This window comes from Mesorhizobium sp. WSM4840, assembly GCF_055811755.1.
Genome location: NZ_JBVVQD010000002.1, coordinates 211,011 through 229,709, shown reverse-complemented (window position 1 = coordinate 229,709; position 18,699 = coordinate 211,011). Strand labels below are relative to the sequence as shown.

16 protein-coding genes and 1 tRNA gene are annotated in these 18,699 nt (G+C 61.8%); 10 read left to right on the top strand and 7 right to left on the bottom strand.

Features of this window, described 5'->3' with window-relative positions:
* Positions 1–28 precede the first annotated feature (28 nt).
* The 8 genes from AC0L3I_RS04560 to AC0L3I_RS04525 all read left to right on the top strand — a co-directional run bounded on the left by AC0L3I_RS04560 (position 29) and on the right by AC0L3I_RS04525 (position 8,599).
* On the top strand, positions 29–1,465 hold the full coding sequence (locus AC0L3I_RS04560; protein ID WP_473526115.1) for a type II and III secretion system protein family protein: 1,437 nt from the start codon (positions 29–31) through the stop codon (positions 1,463–1,465).
* A 17-nt stretch (positions 1,466–1,482) separates the two neighbouring features.
* Positions 1,483–1,731 carry a hypothetical protein gene (locus tag AC0L3I_RS04555; RefSeq protein WP_473526114.1) on the top strand — a complete coding sequence of 83 codons (249 nt, stop codon included), beginning with the start codon at positions 1,483–1,485 and terminating at the stop codon, positions 1,729–1,731.
* 29 nt (positions 1,732–1,760) lie between these two features.
* Positions 1,761–2,972 carry a CpaE/TadZ family protein gene (locus AC0L3I_RS04550; RefSeq protein ID WP_473526113.1) on the top strand — a complete coding sequence of 404 codons (1,212 nt, stop codon included), beginning with the start codon at positions 1,761–1,763 and terminating at the stop codon, positions 2,970–2,972.
* Positions 2,969–4,387, top strand: a complete 1,419-nt coding sequence (locus AC0L3I_RS04545; protein ID WP_473526112.1) for a CpaF family protein — start codon at positions 2,969–2,971, stop codon at positions 4,385–4,387. The genes AC0L3I_RS04550 and AC0L3I_RS04545 overlap by 4 nt, the downstream gene beginning before the upstream one ends.
* Before the next feature lie 3 nt (positions 4,388–4,390).
* Positions 4,391–5,356 carry a type II secretion system F family protein gene (locus AC0L3I_RS04540; RefSeq protein ID WP_473526111.1) on the top strand — a complete coding sequence of 322 codons (966 nt, stop codon included), beginning with the start codon at positions 4,391–4,393 and terminating at the stop codon, positions 5,354–5,356.
* Position 5,357: 1 nt separating this feature from the next.
* A complete protein-coding gene (locus AC0L3I_RS04535; protein WP_473483980.1) occupies positions 5,358–6,317 on the top strand; it encodes a type II secretion system F family protein in 960 nt (319 codons plus the stop codon).
* A gap of 134 nt (positions 6,318–6,451) precedes the next feature.
* Positions 6,452–6,922: a tetratricopeptide repeat protein gene (locus AC0L3I_RS04530; RefSeq protein WP_473483977.1), complete on the top strand. Its 471-nt coding sequence runs from the start codon at positions 6,452–6,454 to the stop codon at positions 6,920–6,922.
* Positions 6,923–7,369: 447 nt separating this feature from the next.
* The gene (locus AC0L3I_RS04525) at positions 7,370–8,599 is read left to right on the top strand and encodes a TadE/TadG family type IV pilus assembly protein (protein WP_473483974.1); all 1,230 of its coding nucleotides are present in this window, start codon (positions 7,370–7,372) and stop codon (positions 8,597–8,599) included.
* Positions 8,600–8,733: 134 nt separating this feature from the next.
* On the opposite strand, the gene AC0L3I_RS04520 is transcribed toward AC0L3I_RS04525, so the two are convergent.
* Positions 8,734–8,809 (bottom strand) — tRNA-Thr (locus AC0L3I_RS04520).
* 340 nt (positions 8,810–9,149) lie between these two features.
* Between AC0L3I_RS04520 and AC0L3I_RS04515 the strand changes: the two genes are divergently transcribed.
* A complete protein-coding gene (locus tag AC0L3I_RS04515) occupies positions 9,150–10,322 on the top strand; it encodes a hypothetical protein (RefSeq protein ID WP_473526110.1) in 1,173 nt (390 codons plus the stop codon).
* A gap of 144 nt (positions 10,323–10,466) precedes the next feature.
* On the opposite strand, the gene AC0L3I_RS04510 is transcribed toward AC0L3I_RS04515, so the two are convergent.
* A complete protein-coding gene (locus AC0L3I_RS04510) occupies positions 10,467–12,065 on the bottom strand; it encodes a cisplatin damage response ATP-dependent DNA ligase (RefSeq protein ID WP_473526243.1) in 1,599 nt (532 codons plus the stop codon).
* A gap of 223 nt (positions 12,066–12,288) precedes the next feature.
* Entirely contained in the window at positions 12,289–13,299 is a 1,011-nt protein-coding gene (locus AC0L3I_RS04505) for a ligase-associated DNA damage response exonuclease (protein WP_473526109.1), read from the bottom strand.
* A 217-nt stretch (positions 13,300–13,516) separates the two neighbouring features.
* Between AC0L3I_RS04505 and AC0L3I_RS04500 the strand changes: the two genes are divergently transcribed.
* Positions 13,517–13,849, top strand: a complete 333-nt coding sequence (locus AC0L3I_RS04500; protein WP_473483966.1) for a hypothetical protein — start codon at positions 13,517–13,519, stop codon at positions 13,847–13,849.
* On the opposite strand, the gene AC0L3I_RS04495 is transcribed toward AC0L3I_RS04500, so the two are convergent.
* The 4 genes from AC0L3I_RS04495 to AC0L3I_RS04480 are packed head-to-tail and all read right to left on the bottom strand — an operon-like array spanning position 13,846 to position 18,682.
* A complete protein-coding gene (locus tag AC0L3I_RS04495; protein ID WP_473483963.1) occupies positions 13,846–14,787 on the bottom strand; it encodes a 2-hydroxyacid dehydrogenase in 942 nt (313 codons plus the stop codon). The genes AC0L3I_RS04500 and AC0L3I_RS04495 overlap by 4 nt on opposite strands.
* Before the next feature lie 33 nt (positions 14,788–14,820).
* Positions 14,821–16,452: an ABC transporter ATP-binding protein gene (locus AC0L3I_RS04490; RefSeq protein ID WP_473483960.1), complete on the bottom strand. Its 1,632-nt coding sequence runs from the start codon at positions 16,450–16,452 to the stop codon at positions 14,821–14,823.
* Complete coding sequence (locus AC0L3I_RS04485; protein ID WP_473483957.1) at positions 16,449–17,588, bottom strand: ABC transporter permease; 1,140 nt, start codon at positions 17,586–17,588, stop codon at positions 16,449–16,451. The genes AC0L3I_RS04490 and AC0L3I_RS04485 overlap by 4 nt, the downstream gene beginning before the upstream one ends.
* Positions 17,588–18,682 carry a microcin C ABC transporter permease YejB gene (locus AC0L3I_RS04480; RefSeq protein WP_473526108.1) on the bottom strand — a complete coding sequence of 365 codons (1,095 nt, stop codon included), beginning with the start codon at positions 18,680–18,682 and terminating at the stop codon, positions 17,588–17,590. Before AC0L3I_RS04480 ends, AC0L3I_RS04485 begins: the two co-directional genes overlap by 1 nt.
* Between the last annotated feature and the right edge of the window lie 17 nt (positions 18,683–18,699).

The window sequence follows — 18,699 nt, the reverse complement described above, 5'->3', positions numbered from 1 at the left end:
AGGGGTGCCGGATTTTTGGGGACAGGCAATGTTTGGGTGGGTGGGCAATTTGTGTCGGAGCGGCGCGCATGCTGCCGGAATAGCCTTGCTGGCGATCTCGTTTGCGGCGGGACACTTTCTGGTTGGCGTTGGAAACGCTGAGGCCGGCAACGGCGTGGTTTACATTACCTCGACCAAAAACATGTCGATCAAGCTCGCCAGGGGAAAGCCCAGAACGATCAAGACCGATGTGCCGTTCTACGAGATCGTCATCGGCGATCCAGAGATCGCCAACGTCAAGCCGCTGACGGACCGCTCCTTCTACCTGCTCGGCAGTAATCTCGGCACCACGGGCATCGCTCTCTTCGACGAAAACAAGAAACTGGTCGGTACGATGGACATCGAGGTGACGCTCGACACCGACCGCTTGGCCAGCACCATCCGCGACAGCGTGCCGGGGGCCAACATAAAGGTTAGCTCGGCGAATGGCCGGCTTGTTCTGTCTGGCTCAGCCGAAGATGCGTTGGCGGTTGATAAGGCGACTCGGATCGCCACCAATTTTTCGGGCGAAGAAACGGTCATCAACTCGGTCAATATTTCCTCGTCGCAGCAGGTTCAGCTGAATGTACGCTTCGTCGAAATCAATCGGCAGGTGGGACAGGAACTCGGCACCAAAATCGGCGTGACATACATCGGCAGCAATGGCCGCGTCTCATTCAACTCCACTCCTTCGGTTTCTAAGGCGGCTCCCGCGGCACAGCTCATCGGCGGCCTTCTCTCCAACGGCGTGTCAATCGATGTCGCCATCAAGGCTCTGGAAGACCGCGGTGTCGCGCGACGTCTTGCCGAACCGAACCTGATTGCGCGCTCGGGTGAAAAAGCGAGCTTCCTGGCGGGCGGCGAGTTTCCGATCCCAGTCTCGGAAGAGGACGGCAATATCTCAGTCGAATACAAAAAGTTCGGCGTCAGTCTGGACTTCACACCGACCGTGCTCAGCGACGGCCTGATCGCTCTCGACATCGAGCCGGAGGTCTCCTCGATCGATAGATCGGCTTCCTACAATATCGGCAACATCTCCATCCCGGGTTTCGTGGTGCGGCGCGCGCACACGTCGATCGATCTGAAAAGCGGTCAGAGTTTCATGATGGCGGGCTTGCTGCAAAGCGAGAACGACATGGTTCAGCAGCGCGTTCCAGGTCTGGGCAAGTTGCCGGTGCTCGGCCCGCTGTTCAGTTCCAGAGCGTATCAGCGGCGCGAAACGGACCTGGTCATCATCGTCACGCCGTACCTCGTTAAGCCGATGGACCCATCGAAGAAGCCGCTGACGCCGGCTGACGGCACCTTGCCGGCAAGCAATGTCGATTATTTTCTGGGCAATGTGGAGGAGGTGAAAACCGCCGACGCCGCCCACAATGGCGGGACCGCAACCGACGCTGCCGCTCCAGCCACAAAAGTCGGCCACTTCCTCGATCTCCCAAGGGAATGAGCATGCGAACGCTTTCAATGATCGGCGCCGTCGCAATGCTTGCCTCTGCCAGCGGTTGTGCCACCGAGGAGACGATGCGTCTCGACGGGCTGACCCAAGGCGCGGGCAATGCGATGGCGGCCGACACCGTGATGCAGATGGTCGATCCGTGGCCTGAGGGCGTCGAACGCACCCGGCTTCGGGTGCCAGCAAACCGCGGCGCCCAGCCAAGCGCGGCCCCGAAAGCGGTCGAGGAAAAAGCATCGCAACCCACGGCCGGTTACTGATCAGGCCACCAAACGCGCGGGCGAGAAGAATGGCAAATCCCGGAAAAACCAAACGGATCGTGCTTGTTTCCACCGACAAGAGCTTTGTGCAGAAAACGAGGACGGCGTTCGCCTCGTCGGAGGCGGTTGCGCTTGTTACGGTCGAGAAGAACGTCACCGAGTTACGCGGCGAAATCCAGGAGGCTGATTGCAGCGCGGTGATCGTCGACATGGATGCGGCCAAGCTCAACGAGATCGAGGCGCTGCAGCGCATTACGCGGCGGCTCGAGAGGCGCGCTGCAATCATCGTTGTGACTCAGGAATTCAATGCGTCCGCCGCGCGCATCCTGGTTCAGCTTCAGGTCGCCGATTTTCTGGTCAAGCCGCTGACCACCGCCGATCTTGTTCGCTCCTGCGTTCGCGCGCTTGAGGGACCGGGGCGCGAAGAGAACACCGAGTCGCAAATCTACACGTTCATGCCCGCCGCCGGGGGGGTAGGCACCACCACGCTGACGCTGCAAACCGCGTTCCAGCTCCACCATTCGGTAACGCGCGGATCGTCGACCTGCGTAGTCGATCTCAATTTCCAGCAAGGCTCATGCGCCGAATATCTCGACCTCGAGCCACGCTTCGACATCAACGAAATCGATAATCAGCCGGAACGCCTTGACCGCCAGCTTCTTGACGTGATGCTCTCGAAACATGCGAGCGGTCTCTGCGTGCTGGCTGCGCCTGCGCGGCCAGCGGAGATGCGCACGTTCAACGCCGACGTGGTTGTCCGCATGCTGGACCTCGTCTCCGCCTATTTCGACAATGTCGTCATCGACATGCCGCGCACGTGGTTTCCCTGGACGGAAACCGTGCTGCTGGGCTCAAACAAGCTCTACATCGTCGCCGAAATGACCGTGCCGTGCCTGCGCCATACGCAGCGGCTGATCCAGGCCGTTTATGAGACGGTGGGCAAGGAGGTGAAGCCAAACGTCATCGTCAACCGCTTCGAACAACGCCTGTTCGAAAGCGGCATCAAGCGGGCCGACGTCCAGGCATTCCTCGGCGAGCATTTCGTCGGCGGCATCTCGAACAATTACAAGCTGGTGCGCGAGGCCGTCGATCGCGGCGTTCCGCTGCACGAGATCGACCCCAACGCGAATGTCGTCAACGATCTCAGGCGAATAGTCCTGCCTGATGAGGTCGTGGCGGAAACGCGGAAAAAGCGTTCACTGTTCGGGCTCGGTAAAAGTCTTTTGAGGAGAGCCGGGTGATCAGCCGATTTTCGACGCTCCAGAAGCGCGATGCCACGCCGGAAATCCGGCAGGAGCAGGCGCCAATCCAGCATCGGCCGGTCGTCATCCCGACGACACGCAAGCCGGCCCCGCCGAAACCCGAGGTGGGACCGGCAAAGCCCACGAAGGTCCTCGACGCCAGAATGCGCATTCACCGCATGCTGATCGAAGAGATCAACCTCGTAGCGCTCGAGCGCCTGCCGCGCGACGAGATGCGGCGGCAGGTGCATGATTTCGTCTCCGAGAAGGCGCGCGGCGAACGGCTTGCGGTCAATGTCGCCGAACTCGACGCGCTGGTGGATGACATTGTCGACGAAATGGTCGGCCTCGGCCCGCTCGAGCCGTTGCTGAAAGACCCAGCCATCAACGACATCCTGATCAACGGCCATCGCAGCTGCTTCGTCGAGCGGCATGGCAAGCTCGAGCAGGTGCATATTCCGTTCAAGGACGAAGCTCACCTCATACGAATCATCAACAAGATCGTTGCGGCCGTCGGCCGCCGCGTCGATGAATCCCAGCCGATGGTCGACGCGCGCATGCTCGACGGCTCACGCTTCAATGCCGCCATCCGACCGGTCGGTGTCGACGGGCCGCTGGTATCCATCCGCAAATTCTCCAAGAATAAGCTCGGTCTGCATAAGCTCGTTGAATTTGGTGCGGTCACGCAGAACATGGCCGAGGTCCTTGCCGCCGCAGTCCATGCCCGCAAGACGACGATTATTTCCGGCGGCACCGGCACCGGCAAGACGACGATGCTGAACGCGCTGTCGGCCTTCATCCCCGAAGACGAGCGCCTGATCACCATCGAAGACGCGGCCGAACTGCAATTGCAGCAGCCGCATGTGGCGCGCATGGAGACGAGGCCGGCCAATATCGAAGGTCACGGCGAACTCAAGCAGCGCGATCTGGTCAAAAACGCGCTGCGTATGCGGCCGGACCGCGTCATCCTCGGCGAGTGCCGCGGCGAGGAAGCCTTCGACATGCTTCAGGCGATGAACACCGGCCACGAAGGCTCGATGGCGACCATTCATGCCAACACGCCGCGCGACGCGATTTCCCGTCTCGAACAGATGCTCGGCATGACCGGAATGCCGATGACCGTGCAGTCGATCCGCAGCCAGATCGCAAGCGCGCTCGACATCATCGTGCAGCTTACCCGGCTTTCCGACGGCAAGCGCAAGGTCACGAGCGTCGCCGAAGTGACCGGGATGGAAGGCGACGTGATCCAGATGCAGGAGATATTTCGCTTCGTGCGCACCGGCATGGAAGCGGACGGGACGATCCTTGGCCACTTCGAGGCGACGGGCCTGCGCCCGCGCTTCCTCGAAGACCTGAAGGCGATGGGCATCGAATTTCCTGGGCGATATTTCGAGCCTGGCAGACAGCAGGAATAATCAATGCTCGAGGGATTCAGCGCCATCTATGTGATTTATGCCGGCGCCGGTCTGACCGGCATCATGATCGCCGAAGCGTTTTACCTGCTTTACGCCGGGCACCGGGATCGCCGCATGGCGATCAATCGGCGAATGAAGCTGCAGGAGAAAAAGCTCAGCCAAGAGCAGGTGCTGATCCAACTGCGCAAAGAGCGTGGGATGGAAGGCGGTGCTTCGATGCTTTCGCTCGACCGGATTCGGGAGCTGCGGATCCAGTCCGGCATGGTCCTACCACTGCCGAAATTTCTGCTGATCACGTCGGGTCTGGCGCTTGGCCTCTGCCTGTTTGCCGTTTCCTACGGCCTGCCGCTGATCATTGCACTGCCAGTGCTTCCGGTCATGTGTTTGGTCTTTCCGATCATGACCCTGCGGTTCCTGCGCAAGCGGCGGCACAAGATGTTCGGAATGCAGCTTCCAGAAGCTCTGGAACTCATCACGCGAAGCCTCAAGGCAGGGCATCCGGTTCCGGTGGCGATCTCGATGGTGGCGCGTGAAATGGCCGATCCGATCGGCACCGAATTCGGCGTGATCGCCGACGAAGTGACCTATGGCTCCGACCTGGTTTCCGCGCTGCATTCGCTGTTCGAGCGCGTCGGACACGAGGACCTGCCGCTGTTCGTCACCGCTGTGTCGATCCAGAGCAGCTCAGGCGGCAATCTGCGCGAAATCCTGGATGGTCTGTCGTCGATCATCCGCGAGCGCGGAAAGCTGCGGCGCAAAGTGCGAGCAATCTCGACCGAGGGCCGCATGTCGGCCTACATCCTGACCGCCGTACCGGCGCTGCTGATGGTCGGCATCATGGTCATGATGCCGCAATTCTACGAGAGCGTCTGGGGCGAGCCGATGACTTGGTATCTGTTGGGCGGCTCGATCTCATGGCTAATGCTGGGCAACGCCATGATGTTCAAGATGTCGAACTTCAAATTCTGACATGGAAACCCTGATCGGTCTCCTTGCCTCCCTTCGCCCGACGTCGCTGGCGCTTTTGCTGCTCGCCGTGGGAGGAGGAGCGATCCTCTGGCAATGGAGTACCGCGCGTGGAGGACGCGGCGACTTGAAGCGCCGGCTCAAGGTCGAAGTCTCAGAGGTTGCGGAGGCACCCAAGCCGACCGCCGCGCCGAAACGGAACGCCAGCGCCGTCCGCGACAAGGCGATGAAAACCGCCCATGAATTCTACGCCAAAAGCGATCCGGAAAACGTTGCGCGGCTGCGGATGAAACTCATTCAGGCTGGTCACATGGATCCAGGCGCGGTCGGCAGTTTTTTTGTCATCCGCTTTGTCGGCTTCCTGGCTGGAGCCGTTGTTGCGTTTCTGGTCGTCCGCTGGTTTGGCGGTGAATCGGCAGTTCCGAGCCGCTGGACTTTTATCATCATGTCCGGTGGCGCCGGTTATTTTCTGCCGGGTCTTGTATTGACCTCGCAGGTCCGTACGAAAATGCGGGAATACCGCAATGGCTTTCCCGATTTCATGGACCTGATGATCGTCTGCGCGGACGCCGGCATGAGCATGGAGGCCGGGATCGAGCGGGTGTCGAAAGAGCTCTTTATCACTTATCCCTCGCTCAGCCAGAACCTTCAGCTTGTCTCGCTCGAACTCAGGGCGGGGCGCAGCCTTGACGATGCGCTGAAATCGTTGGCTGATCGCCTGAGCCTCGACGAGGTACGCTCCTTCGCCACGCTGCTTCAGCAATCGAAGGAGCTTGGCACCAGCCTTTCGGGCGCGCTTCGGGTTTATTCGGACGAAATGCGTCACAAGCGCATGTCGATAGCTGAGGAAAAGGCGCACGCGCTGCCGGCAAAGATGTCGGTGCCGGTTACGGTCTGCATCCTGCCAGTCGTGCTGATGATCGCCATCATCCCGATCATCGTGAAAATGACGGCAGGCGACTGATCCGCTCCAGTCGATAGTTAATCCAATATGTTCGGCTTTCCTAATATTTGCTCGAAACCCGCCACCGAAGCTTAAGCCGAGCCCGCTATTATGCTTGATGAGACGGCCCGCCAAGCGGCCGGATGGGGCAGATTATGGGGCAATCGAAATTCGCCGCGTTGGCTGCGGTCGCAGTCGTGACGATTGTGACGGGATGCACGACGAGCAGCGTCGACGTCACCGAGACCACGTCGATCGCTCCGGCGACGACCGACATCAGCAGGGCTGATCTCGTATCTGGCAAGACGCAGTTCCGCGAAGCCAATTATGGGTTGGCGGAAAAGCACTTCCGCAAGGCGGTGGAACTTCGGTCCGACAATGCCGAGGCATGGCTGGGACTTGCCGCCTCCTACGACCAGCTCGGCCGCTTCGATTTTGCCGACCGCGCTTACGATCAGCTTGTTGTGGTTGCCGGCCGCCGGGCCCACATCGTCAACAATATGGGGTATTCGCAATTGTTGCGCGGCAACAAGAAAAAAGCCCGCGAATTGCTTCTGGAGGCCAAGGCAGGAATGACCGATACCTCGTTGGTCGATGCCAACCTCGCACTGATGAACAAGCCGTAGCAGCGTTCGAACCGTCGCCGGATCCAACGAATTGCAGTTGGCTTACAGACCGCCGCGGGGTCCACCGTGAATAATTGTAGAAGCCTGGCTAGATCGGTTCTGGAGCGAAATGGTGGCGTAGAACGGATCTGGCATGTTGTTCAGCGCCAGAACTTACCCTTCTAAACTGGAATTGGTCACGAGTGGTGCTGGCGATCACCCATTTCGAATGTTTATTTTTCAATAGAATTAGCGACGGGTAACCGTTCCGCGCTGTGCACAGTCGAGCGATACCTGCATCCGCTCGCTGAGAGCGCTCTGCATTCGCGGCCACGGAACGGCGGCATCCTCCATCCGGACAGCGGTTTGACCGTCCGGCAGCTTTTCTGTGAGGACGAATTCCGTCCTACTTAAGAGTTTAGTGATCAATGAAACAACTTCTTTGCCGCAGGGATGCATTTTGCCGGCATGATGCACCAAATTCTGCTTTTGAAACGGTTCTGTCGAGACAGCCGCGGTAACTTTGCGACCGGTCTCGTTGTCATGCTGCTTCCTATGATTGCAGCAGTCGGCGCCGCGGTGGATCTCGCGAACATGAACCGCGAGAGGAGCAGGCTTCAATCGGCTCTGGATGCAGCAAGCATGGAGATCGCCGTTAAGGTCAACTCGGGCCTGAGCGACGGTGAGCTACAGGCGCTTGGCGACAAGCTACTCAAAGCCAACTTGGCATCGGTCGATGCAAGCGCGGATAACATACCCTCGCTCGTCTATCACGGTCTGGCGACGGAAAACGACGGAAGCCAGAGCCTCAGGACTGAATCCAGCCTCAACTACACCTATCTCATTCCGCGCTCAATCGGCGGCGATGGACCGTCATCGACCAACATTCTCGTCCGGTCCCGCATTACGTCCAGCAATGGTGATACCGCGTGCGTCTATGCCCTCAACCGGGCCGCGCCGCGCGCCTTCGAAGCGGCCGGAAGCACCACAGTCATCATGGATGGCTGCGTTATCGCTTCCAATTCGTCGGCTCCGGATTCCATCTATGTTGGCGGCGACGCGTCCCTTGAGGCGGACTGCATTCAATCATCTGGCGGAATAGTGGCGACCAGCGGACTGATCACCGATTGTGAGCAAAATCGCGTCAATGCGTGGCGACTGCCTGACCCATGGGGTAACCTGGTGGAACCGGTACCACCAATCTTGTATCCTAATCCGAACGCTGGCGACTTGACAGTCAGTCCAGGGCGGTATCGAAATCTCGATCTGAGCGGCGACAAAACCCTGGAGCCGGGCCTCTATTATGTCGAAGGTTCTCTTTCCGTCAAAGGCACAGTGACCGGCGCCGGTGTGACCATCTTCATGGCTGATGGCGGTATAACAGTGAACGGCAACGGCTCGCTGTCATTGAGCGCGCCGCAGACAGGCGACTATGCCGGCATGCTGATGATGTCGGCACGAGCGAACACATCGTCCCACCTGTTCAATGGGAATGGCGCCACTGATCTGAACGGCGTCCTGTACTTCCCCTATGGCGACCTGACCTACAATGGTAACAACGGAACTAGCAGCACCTGCCTGCGAATCGTTGCCGACACGATCAAGATGAGCGGCAATTCGAACATCAAGTCCGACTGCAGTGCGGAACTGGGGGGGCGCGAAGCTAGAGTGGCAGGCCCGTTCTACTTTTCGATGTAAGGCAGTTGCGAACGTTCGAGACCTCCCATTGGCCCACGCACCACCGACGCTCGGTTTTGTGTCCCGAAATGTGTCCTGATCTCGAATTTGCGGTGTGGTGAGGAGCGCTTTGGGCCCGCAACCCTTGGAAAGATTGGTGCCGCTTAGGTGACTCGAACACCTGACCCCATCATTACGAATGATGTGCTCTACCAACTGAGCTAAAGCGGCCCGGGAAGCCGGGGCCTCCAAGATGCGCTGGGTGATAGACGCAACCCGCCACAAATTCAAGATGGGACTTGGCATTTCGTGTCGGCTCATTCCGGGCCTATAAGCGACCGCCGCACCGATCGGCCATGCGGCTGTGCGAAAACCACTCCGGCAGGTTGCGCGACGTCGCGTTGGCGCTGCATCGGGAAATCGGCGAAAAATGTTGATTCCTTTACCGAAAACCGCCGAAATGAGCTTTGGATGCGTCACGAAGACAGAATGCGGCCGCTGGCCCGTTGATTGATTGATCGCCTGCGGCTAACGATCATGACATGTGACCGTAGGTGCAGAGGGATCCAGCTTGGACGCGATCGAAAAAGCGATCCGGAATGCCTTCGAGAAAGGCAATGCCGAAGACCGCGCGTTTCGCGAGCGGGTCTATCGATCGGCCTTCGCCGCACTTGACCGTGCCCTGCAGGCCAACCCGGGCGTGACGGTGGAACTCGCCATCAAGCGCCGCAAGGCGGTGCAGGCCAAGATCACCGAAATCGAATCCGAATTCCTGCCGGCGGTTCCCGGCGTCGGCCCACAGACCGATGATGACGCTGCAGCACCGGCGGTGGAGCAGCCGGCTGACAGCGCCGCCGAAGCCGAAGCCGATGCCGAACCCGCCGCCGAACCCGCGCCGCCGCCTGACGTCGTTGTCGACGGTCCGGTGAAGCCTCCTGCATCCGACGCGCCGCGCTCGCGCGTCTTGCCCGTCGTTCCCGATATCATGCCGGAAGCGGGTTTTCCCGGTGCGCCGGAGATCGAATTGTCGTCCCGCCCATCGACCGGAGACGACGACGCAGAGGTGATGCCCGACCGCGACGACAAGCGGGTGAGAGGCCCCCGCCTGCCTCTCACCGCGATCTTCCTCGGCGTGACGCTGCTCGCAGCTGTCGGTATCGGCCTCTATTTCGCTGCGCAGACCGGCGTCTTCAAGTCGGCGGCCGAACTCGACACGGCCCCGCCGCAAACCGTACCGACGGTGGAAGACGATGATTTCACACCGCCAAGCGACACCGCCTCGCCGCTGGACCCCGGCGATGCGGAGCGCGACTGGATCAATGTGTTTTCGCCGAGCGACCCGGCGCTTGTCAGTGCGCCTTCGGATGCCAAGGCCGAAGTCATGCAGGACGACAGCGGTTCCTTCCTGCGCATCCGGTCGGGCGCCTCCGGTTCGGCGATCAGCTTCGACGTCGGGCAAGGCGTGCTGGAAAAACTCGCCGGCAAGCACGCCACGTTCGACATCATCGCCCGCTCCGAGGAGGGCCAGGAGACGCAGATCTCCGTCGACTGCAACTTCGGCGAACTCGGCGACTGCGGCCGCAAGCGCTACGCGGTCGGCCACGAGCGCAACGAATATCTGTTCGACGTGCCGTTTCCCGACAAGCGTCCGGGTGCTGCCGGCACCATCGCCATCAATTCCGACTTTGACAAACAGGGCAAGTCGGTCGACATCTACGAGATCCGCGTCTCGATTGTTCCGTGATTTCTGGAGCGAGACCGCTGAACCGCTGCACTCCGTAACCACTGTTACGGCATGGATCATCCATGCCGTGATCTTCGAGTCTCGCAGCGATGAATGGCAGAGCAGCACGTTGACCCGGCACCCTTTTGCCTTCCCTCATCCGTCCTAATCGAGCAGCGCCTGCAGCGTCTCGATGCGGTCGGCTTCGGCCGCCGGCTTGTCCCAGCGCAGCCGTGAAATGCGCGGAAAGCGCATGGCGACGCCGGATTTGTGCCGTGTCGAGCGGTTGAGCCCTTCGAACGCCACCTCCAGCACGAGACCGTTCTTGCGGTCGGCTCGTACCGAGCGGACCGGGCCAAAGCGCTCGATCGTATTGTCGCGGACATATTTGTCGATCTGCCTCAGTTCCTCGTCGGTGAAGCCGAAATAGGCTTTCCCCACCGGCACCAGTTCCTCCGATCCTTCGCGGCCGGACCACACGCCAAACGTGTAGTCGGAATAAAAACTCGAACGCTTGCCGTGGCCGCGCTGGGCATACATCAGCACGGCGTCGACCGTGTGCGGATCGCGCTTCCATTTGAACCATGGGCCTCTCGGCCGGCCGGTGAGATAGGGCGAATCCCAGCGCTTCAGCATTACGCCTTCAATGACCGGATGCAGCGGCTTGCGGCGCAATTCCTCCAGCGCCTGCCAGTCGGTGAATTCGACCAGGGGCGACAGATCGAAGCGGCTCGGATCGAGCGTCTGCACGAAGGCTTCGAGGCGGCCGCGCCGCTCGCGGAAAGAGCGCGCGCGCAAGTCCTCGTCGCCGATCTGAAGCACGTCGTAGCAGCGCATGAAGGCCGGGTATTGCTGCTGGATCTTCGGTGTCACGCTCTTGCGATTCAGCCGCTGCTGCAGGTCCGAGAACGTGCCGGTCGCCTGCAAGGGATCGCCGACCAGAAGCTCGCCGTCGAGGGTGGCAGAAAAATCCATCGCCTCTGCGAGGTCCGGAAAAGCGCCGGAGACGTCGTCGCCCGTGCGCGAATAGAGCCGGCGAATGCCGCCTTCCGATACGGCCTGGACGCGGATGCCGTCCCATTTCCACTCGGCGGCATAGTCGGCCGGGTCGAGCTTTTCGAGGTCGCCGTCACCGATCGGGTTCGATAGCATCACCGGCCGGAACAGCGCCAGCGCTGTCTTTTTGGGTTTTTCTGCCTTGCCTTCCAGCCAGGCGAAGAGCTCGGCATAGGGCGGCGTCAGCCCATGCCAGAGCTCTTCGATCTCGGCGACGTCGACCTTGCCGAGATCGGCCAGCGCCTGCTTGGCCAGCCGCGCCGAGACGCCGATCCGCAGGCCGCCGGTGACCAACTTTATGATGGCGAAGCGCGCCGAGATGCTGGCGCTGTCGAGCAGCCGGGCCAGCACCTTCGGCCCGTCGGAACGGCTCGCCGCCTGCAGCTTCGCGACGACCTCGGCGAGCGTCGGCTCGTGGTTGGCGGCATCCGTCGGCGATTGCGGCCAGACCAGCGACACCGTCTCCGCCAGGTCGCCGACATAGTCGTAGGAATAGCCGAACAGCACCGGGTCCATGCGTTCCATGACCAGCATGCGCAGCATCGCCGGCTTGACCGCCGCGATGGTCAGGTCGCCGGTAATAGCGGCCAGCGCCAGGCCGCGATCCGGATCCTCGACGCTGCGGAAATAATCGCTCAGCAGCGTCAGCTTGCCGTTGCGCGACGGCGTCAGCACGAGGCGATCGAGGAGTTCGGCGAAGCGGTTCATGAGGAGAACCATGGCCGAGCGTCGCGTTCTGTCGCGCCCCCCTCTGTCCTGCCGGACATCTCCCCCACGAGGGGGGAGATTGGCAGTTTCGTTCTTGCCGCCCGTCTTACAACGTCAGCGATTGGCGAAAGCCGGCGCAACATCCGATCTCCCCCCAAGTGGGGGAGATGGCCGGCAGGCCAGAGGGGGGTGCCAAAGAGCGCTACGTCGGCCGTGAGCACCATCAATCGCCCTCATCCTCGTAGCCGACGAGATGCAGCGGCCTGGCGGCGATGCCTTCGAGTTCGCACCAGCGCACCAGCGCTTCCTCGCGACCATGCGTCACCCAGATTTCCCCGGCGCCAGTTTCCCTGATCGTGGCGGTCAGCTCGTCCCAGTCGGCATGGTCGGAAATGATCAGTGGCAGCTCGACGCCGCCCTGCTTGGCGCGCTGGCGGATGCGCATCCAGCCGGACGCAAAACACGAGATCGGATCGGGAAAGCGTCGTGCCCAGCGGTCGGCGAAGGCCTGTGGCGGGCCGACGACGATGGCGCCGGAGAAATCGTCCTTGCCACCGCTTTCGACGGTCGCCGGCTCCAACGTCCCGAGGTCGATGCCCTGGCTCTGGTAATAGTCGCTGAGCCTGGCCAGCGCGCCATGGATGTAGATCGGCCTGTCGTAGCCGGCATCGCGCAGCAACCGCATGACGCGCTGCGCCTTGCCGAGCGCATAGGCGCCGACCAGATGCGCGCGTTCGGGAAACTGCGCCGTCGATTTCAGCAGGCGGGCAATCTCTTCGGTATCGGGCGGATGGCGGAACACCGGCAGGCCGAAGGTCGCCTCGGTGATGAACACGTCGCACTTGACCGGTTCGAACGGCTCGCAAGTCGCGTCCCTCTGGCGCTTGTAGTCGCCCGAAGCGACGATGCATGAGCCCTGATGCACAACCTCGATCTGTGCCGAGCCGAGCACATGGCTGGCCGGATGGAAGGTTACGGCGACGCCGTTCAGCGCAATCGTCTCGCCAAGTGCTGCCGCTTGCGTGGTCCCGGCAAAGCCCTCGCCGTAGCGCAGCCCCATAATGTCAAGCGTCTGTTGTGTGGCCAATACCGAACGGTGGCCGGAACGGGCATGGTCGGAATGGCCGTGCGTGATCAGTGCCCGGTTGACCGGCCGCACCGGATCGATGAAGAAATCGCCGGGTGGGCAATAGAGGCCCTCGGGCCGGGGGTGAAGCAGGTCGCTGGCGCGCATGGCTCCAAGATAGTTGCTAATTCCGGCGCGGGAAGCCTGTTGCAAGTGACTGCTGACTCGGCATACAGGCAACTGCCGGCGGGATCTCCATCACGAAACCGCATCAGGCCTCGTCCGGCGACGCTTTTCGTTCATCTGCGCCACACCTGGCGGCGGCTGCGAAAAAGCCTGGATTCACATGCCCGAAAGGGCAGGACACCAACACGGAGGACCTTGCATGCGCTGGAACTTGGTGGTCTTGGCACCTTGCCTGGCACTGGCCGGCTGCGTTGGCACCTCGATTGCCGAGCGGCAGGACGCGAATGTCCAGTCCTCGCTGCAATATGATAGCGTGCCTTGCAATCAATTGCTGGCGCAACGCAACCGGCTGGCGCAGCAATACCGCCTTCCGCAGGATGCCAAGCCGTCTTTCTCCGATCCCGGGGTGGGCCTCGGCCCGTTCACGCCGGACGCCCGTTCCAAGGCCCAGCGCGATCTCGAACAGGCCAGCGGCCGGATCGACGCCATGAACCGGTCGATCGCCCGCCGCGAATGTGGCAAGCCGGGTTAATATCCCGCGTTGCGATCCACGACATTCTCAAGCTTCTCGCCGCGCTCGAAGGCGGCCATCTGGCGCAGCATGATCGGCACCAGATGCACGGGATCGGAGGTCGCCGCCGCATGCGGCGTCACGAACACTTTCGGGTGGCTCCACAGCCGGCTGGTCTTCGGCAGCGGCTCGACCTCGAACACGTCGAGGCTCGCTTCCTTGAGCGTGCCGCCCTCCAGCGCACGCAGAATGTCGGCGTCTTTCTGCAACTTGCCGCGTCCGGCATTGATCAGCACCGAGCCGCCGAGGCCGTTGCGTTTCCTCAACTCCTTCAGCACGCCGTAATTGATGATGCCTTGCGTCTGCGGCGTGAGCGGCAAAAGCACCACCAGAATGTCGGTGGCGTTGAGGAAGGGGATCAATCCTGCCTCGCCGGCATAGGTCGAAACGCCTTCCATCGGCCGCTCGCTGCGCGACCAGCCATTGACCGCAAAGCCGAGCGACAAAAGCACCGACGCCGCTGCGCGGCCAAGCGTGCCGAGCCCCATGATGCCGACGGAGATGTCGCCGGCCGGCCGCTGCGGCGGCTCGTGCCAGATCTTCTTTTGCTGCTGCGACCGGTAGAGCATGCCTTGGCGATGGTGATCGAGCACCCGCCAGACGACATATTCGGTCATGTATTGGGTCAGGTTGTCGGCCACGACCTTGACGATCGGAACGTCGGGCAAAGTGGGATCGGCGAAGATGTGGTCGACGCCGGCGCCGATCGAAAAGACAGCGCGCAGATTGGGCAGCGACGACAGAAGGTTCGGCCGCTGCTTCCAAACCACCGCATAGGTGATCGAAGGATCGCTGGCGCCGTCCGGCTCGAGCACCACCTCGCGTTCGGCCGACAAGAGTTCGCGCCAACGGCGTGGATGGATACCGGTGAGGGCAAGCAGGACACGGCCTTTTTCCATTGCGGATTCTTTTTTCCTCTATGCGGTACGGCCTTACTCGCTGACGATGCCGACCGGCGCCGTCTCGATCCTGAACGCGGCCGAGATCAGTGCCTTGGTATAGTCGGTCTGCGGCCGTTCGAAAATCTGTTCGGACGGGCCGGCTTCGACGATCCTGCCATTGCGCATGACGATGACGTCGTTGGCAAGCGCACGGATGACCTTCAGATCGTGGCTGATGAACAGATAGGCGAGGTCGTGCTTCGCCTGCAGGCTGCGCAGAAGGTCGACCACCTGCGCCTGCACGCTCATGTCGAGCGCCGAGGTCGGCTCGTCCAGCATGACGAAGCGCGGGTTGAGCACCATGGCGCGGGCGATGGCGATGCGCTGGCGCTGGCCACCGGAAAACTCGTGCGGATAGCGATTGCGCGTGGCGGGTTCGAGCCCGACTTCCCCGAGCACCTCGACGATGCGCTTGTCGCGTTCATCGGGCGACAGTTTCGGCTCGTGGATCTTCAATCCTTCCTCGATGATCTCGGAGACCGACATGCGCGGGCTCAAGGATCCGAACGGATCCTGGAAGACGATCTGCAGCTCGCGCCGCAGCGGCCGCATGGCATTGAAACTCAGCTCGTTGATATCACGCCCGTTGAACTGAATGGTCCCGGTCGACGAGATCATCCTGGCCAGCGCCAGGCCGAGCGTCGTCTTGCCAGAGCCGGATTCGCCGACGACGCCGAGCGTCTGGCCGGCGCGCACGGTGACGTCGATGCCGTCGACCGCCTTTACATTGTCGACGGTGCGCCGGAAAAAGCCTTTCTTGATCGGAAACCAGACTTTGACGTCCTGGCCGGTCATGACCGGCTTGGCGGCAGCGTTGGCGGCGGGCGGCTTGCCCTTCGGTTCGGCAGCAAGCAGATGCCGCGTATAGCTGTGCTGCGGCTTGGCGAAGATTTCTTTCGTCGGCCCGGTCTCGACGATCTTGCCCTTGGTCATCACGCAGACCCGGTCGGCGATCTTTCTGACGATGCCGAGATCATGGGTGATGAACAGCATCGACATGCCCTTGCGGCTCTTCAGCTCCGCAAGCAGTTCGAGGATCTGCGCCTGCACGGTGACATCGAGTGCCGTCGTCGGCTCGTCGGCGATCAGCAGTTCCGGCTCGTTGGCCAGCGCCATGGCGATCATGACGCGCTGGCGCTGGCCGCCGGAAAGCTGGTGCGGGTAGGCGTCGAGCCGCTTCTCCGGCTCGCGGATGCCGACCTCGTTGAGCAGCTCCAGGGTGCGCGCCTTGGCTTGGCGGTCCCCCAGCCCCTGGTGCAATGTCAGCACCTCGACGATCTGCTGCTCGATCGTGTGCAGCGGGTTGAGCGAGGTCATCGGCTCCTGGAAGATCATGGTGATCTTGTTGCCGCGCACGCGGCGCAATGCCTTCTCGTCGGTGGCGAGCAGGTCGGCGCCCTGGAACAGGATCTTTCCCGACGGATGGCTGGCGGCCGGATAGGGCAGCAGCTTCAGCACCGACAGCGCCGTGACCGACTTGCCGGAGCCGGATTCGCCGACCAGCGCCACCGTCTCGCCCTTGGCGATGTCGAAGGAGATGTGGTCGACGGCCATCGACTGGCGGCCTTCCTGCGCGAAGGCGACGCTGAGGTTGCGCACGGAGAGGAGAGGGGCTTCGCTCATCTGAACGTCTTGCGCGGATCGAAGGCGTCGCGGGTCGCCTCGCCGACGAAGACCAGCAGCGACAGCATCAGCGAGATGACGACGAAGCCGGAAATACCCAGCCATGGCGCGTTGAGGTTGCGCTGCGCCTGCTTGAGGAGCTCGCCCAGCGAGGCCGAGCCGGGCGGCAGGCCGAAGCCAAGGTAGTCGAGCGAGGTCAGCGTCGAGATCGAGCCGCTGAGCAGAAACGGCAGGAAGGTCAGCGTCGCCACCATGGCGTTTGGCAACAGATGCCGGAACATGATGGTGCCGTTGGGCACGCCGAGCGCGCGCGCGGCGTTGACATATTCGAAGTTGCGGGCGCGCAGGAACTCGGCTCGCACCACGCCGACCAGCGCCACCCAGGAGAACAGCAGCATCAGCCCGAGCAGGATGAAGAAGCCGGGCGGCAGGATGGCGGCGACGATCAGCAAGAGATAAAGCACCGGGATCGCCGACCAGATTTCTATGAAGCGCTGGAACAGAAGGTCGGTCCAGCCGCCGAAATAGCCCTGCAATGCACCGGCCGTCACGCCGATCACCGCCGAGCCGGCGGTGAGGATCAGGCCGAACAGCACCGAGACTCTGAAACCGTAGATGACGCGCGCCAGCACGTCGCGCGCCTGGTCGTCGGTGCCCAGCCAGTTCCAGTTGCCGACGACGCAATTGGGGTCGGCCGCACCTTGCGGATACTGGTTGCAGCGTGTCTTGACGTCATAGAGCCAGGACGGCTTGGTCGGTGCGGCCTCGGGAATGGCGTTGTTGACGGTCCGGTAGGAGTAGCGGACCGGCGGCCAGATCATCCAGCCATGGGCATTGATCTCGTCCTGGATGACCGGGTCGCGATAGTCGGTGACCGCATAAAAGCCGCCGAACTTCTCCTCGGGATAAGCGACCAGGACCGGAAACAGGATCTCGCCCTTGTAGGAAACGAGGACCGGCTTGTCGTTGGCGATCCATTCGGAAAACAGCGACAGCACGAAAAGCACGAGGAAGATCCACAACGACCAATAGCCGCGCCGGTTGGCCCTGAAATTCTGCAGGCGCCGCTGGTTGAGCGGCGACAGCCAGGGTCGGGCGATCCGGCCCGGCGCCGTTTCGGCTGCGGCCCCGGCCATCAGACGTCTCTCCGCTCGAAGTCGATGCGCGGATCGACCCAGGTATAAATCAGGTCGGACAGGAGCCCGACAATCAGGCCAAGCAGCGAGAAGATATAGAGGTTGGCGAACACCACCGGGTAGTCGCGCTCGACCACCGACCTGAAACCGAGCAGGCCGAGGCCGTCGAGCGAAAAGATGTTCTCGATCAGCAGCGACCCGGTGAAGAAGGCCGAGATGAAGGCGCCCGGAAAGCCGGCAACGACGATCAGCATGGCGTTGCGGAAGACGTGCCCGTAGAGAACCTGCCGTTCCGACAGACCCTTGGCGCGCGCGGTCACCACATACTGTTTGCGGATTTCCTCGAGGAACGAATTCTTGGTCAGCAGCGTCGTGGTGGCGAAGGCTGACAGCACAAGCGCCGTCAGCGGCAAGGTCATGTGCCAGAGATAGTCGACGATCCGCGCCGGCCAGGACAGCTGGTCCCAATTGTCGGAGGTGATGCCGCGCAGCGGGAACCAGTCGTAGAACGATCCGCCGGCAAACAGCACCATCAGCAGTATGCCGAACAGGAAGCCCGGAATGGCGTAGCCGACGATGACGACGCCGCTGGTCCATACGTCGAATGCCGAGCCGTCCTTGACTGCCTTGCGGATGCCGAGCGGGATCGAGATCAGGTAGGACAGCAGCGTGATCCACAGCCCGATCGAGATCGACACCGGCATCTTCTCGAGGATCAGATCGATCACCGAGATGTCACGGAAATAGCTGTCGCCGAAATCGAACCGGATGTAGTTCCACAACATCATGCCGAAGCGCTCGAGCGGCGGCTTGTCGAAGCCGAACTGCTTTTCCAGCTTGGCGATGAATTCGGGGTCGAGCCCCTGCGCGCCGCGATATTTCGAACCGACGTCGCCGGCCACGTCGACATTGCTGGCGTCGGCGTCGCCACCGCCGCCGCCAAGGCGATCGCTGCCGCCCTGGTTGGTCAGCCGGGCGATCACCTGCTCGACCGGCCCGCCCGGCGCGAACTGGATGACGGCGAAGGACACCGCCATGATGCCGAACAAGGTCGGGATCATCAGCAGGATGCGACGCAGGATATAGGCGCCCATCAGGCTCTCTGCCTTGC

Excerpts from the sequence above, each read along its gene's own strand:
- AC0L3I_RS04485 (WP_473483957.1), bottom strand. The coding sequence starts at position 17,588 with ATGGCCGGGGCCGCAGCCGAAACGGCGCCGGGCCGGATCGCCCGACCC.
- AC0L3I_RS04510 (WP_473526243.1), bottom strand. The coding sequence starts at position 12,065 with ATGAACCGCTTCGCCGAACTCCTCGATCGCCTCGTGCTGACGCCGTCG.
- AC0L3I_RS04495 (WP_473483963.1), bottom strand. The coding sequence starts at position 14,787 with ATGGAAAAAGGCCGTGTCCTGCTTGCCCTCACCGGTATCCATCCACGC.
- AC0L3I_RS04555 (WP_473526114.1), top strand. The coding sequence starts at position 1,483 with ATGATCGGCGCCGTCGCAATGCTTGCCTCTGCCAGCGGTTGTGCCACC.
- AC0L3I_RS04560 (WP_473526115.1), top strand. The coding sequence starts at position 29 with ATGTTTGGGTGGGTGGGCAATTTGTGTCGGAGCGGCGCGCATGCTGCC.
- AC0L3I_RS04490 (WP_473483960.1), bottom strand. The coding sequence starts at position 16,452 with ATGAGCGAAGCCCCTCTCCTCTCCGTGCGCAACCTCAGCGTCGCCTTC.
- AC0L3I_RS04500 (WP_473483966.1), top strand. The coding sequence starts at position 13,517 with ATGCGCTGGAACTTGGTGGTCTTGGCACCTTGCCTGGCACTGGCCGGC.
- AC0L3I_RS04505 (WP_473526109.1), bottom strand. The coding sequence starts at position 13,299 with ATGCGCGCCAGCGACCTGCTTCACCCCCGGCCCGAGGGCCTCTATTGC.
- AC0L3I_RS04480 (WP_473526108.1), bottom strand. The coding sequence starts at position 18,682 with ATGGGCGCCTATATCCTGCGTCGCATCCTGCTGATGATCCCGACCTTG.
- AC0L3I_RS04550 (WP_473526113.1), top strand. The coding sequence starts at position 1,761 with ATGGCAAATCCCGGAAAAACCAAACGGATCGTGCTTGTTTCCACCGAC.
- AC0L3I_RS04525 (WP_473483974.1), top strand. The coding sequence starts at position 7,370 with ATGATGCACCAAATTCTGCTTTTGAAACGGTTCTGTCGAGACAGCCGC.
- AC0L3I_RS04535 (WP_473483980.1), top strand. The coding sequence starts at position 5,358 with ATGGAAACCCTGATCGGTCTCCTTGCCTCCCTTCGCCCGACGTCGCTG.
- AC0L3I_RS04530 (WP_473483977.1), top strand. The coding sequence starts at position 6,452 with ATGGGGCAATCGAAATTCGCCGCGTTGGCTGCGGTCGCAGTCGTGACG.
- AC0L3I_RS04540 (WP_473526111.1), top strand. The coding sequence starts at position 4,391 with ATGCTCGAGGGATTCAGCGCCATCTATGTGATTTATGCCGGCGCCGGT.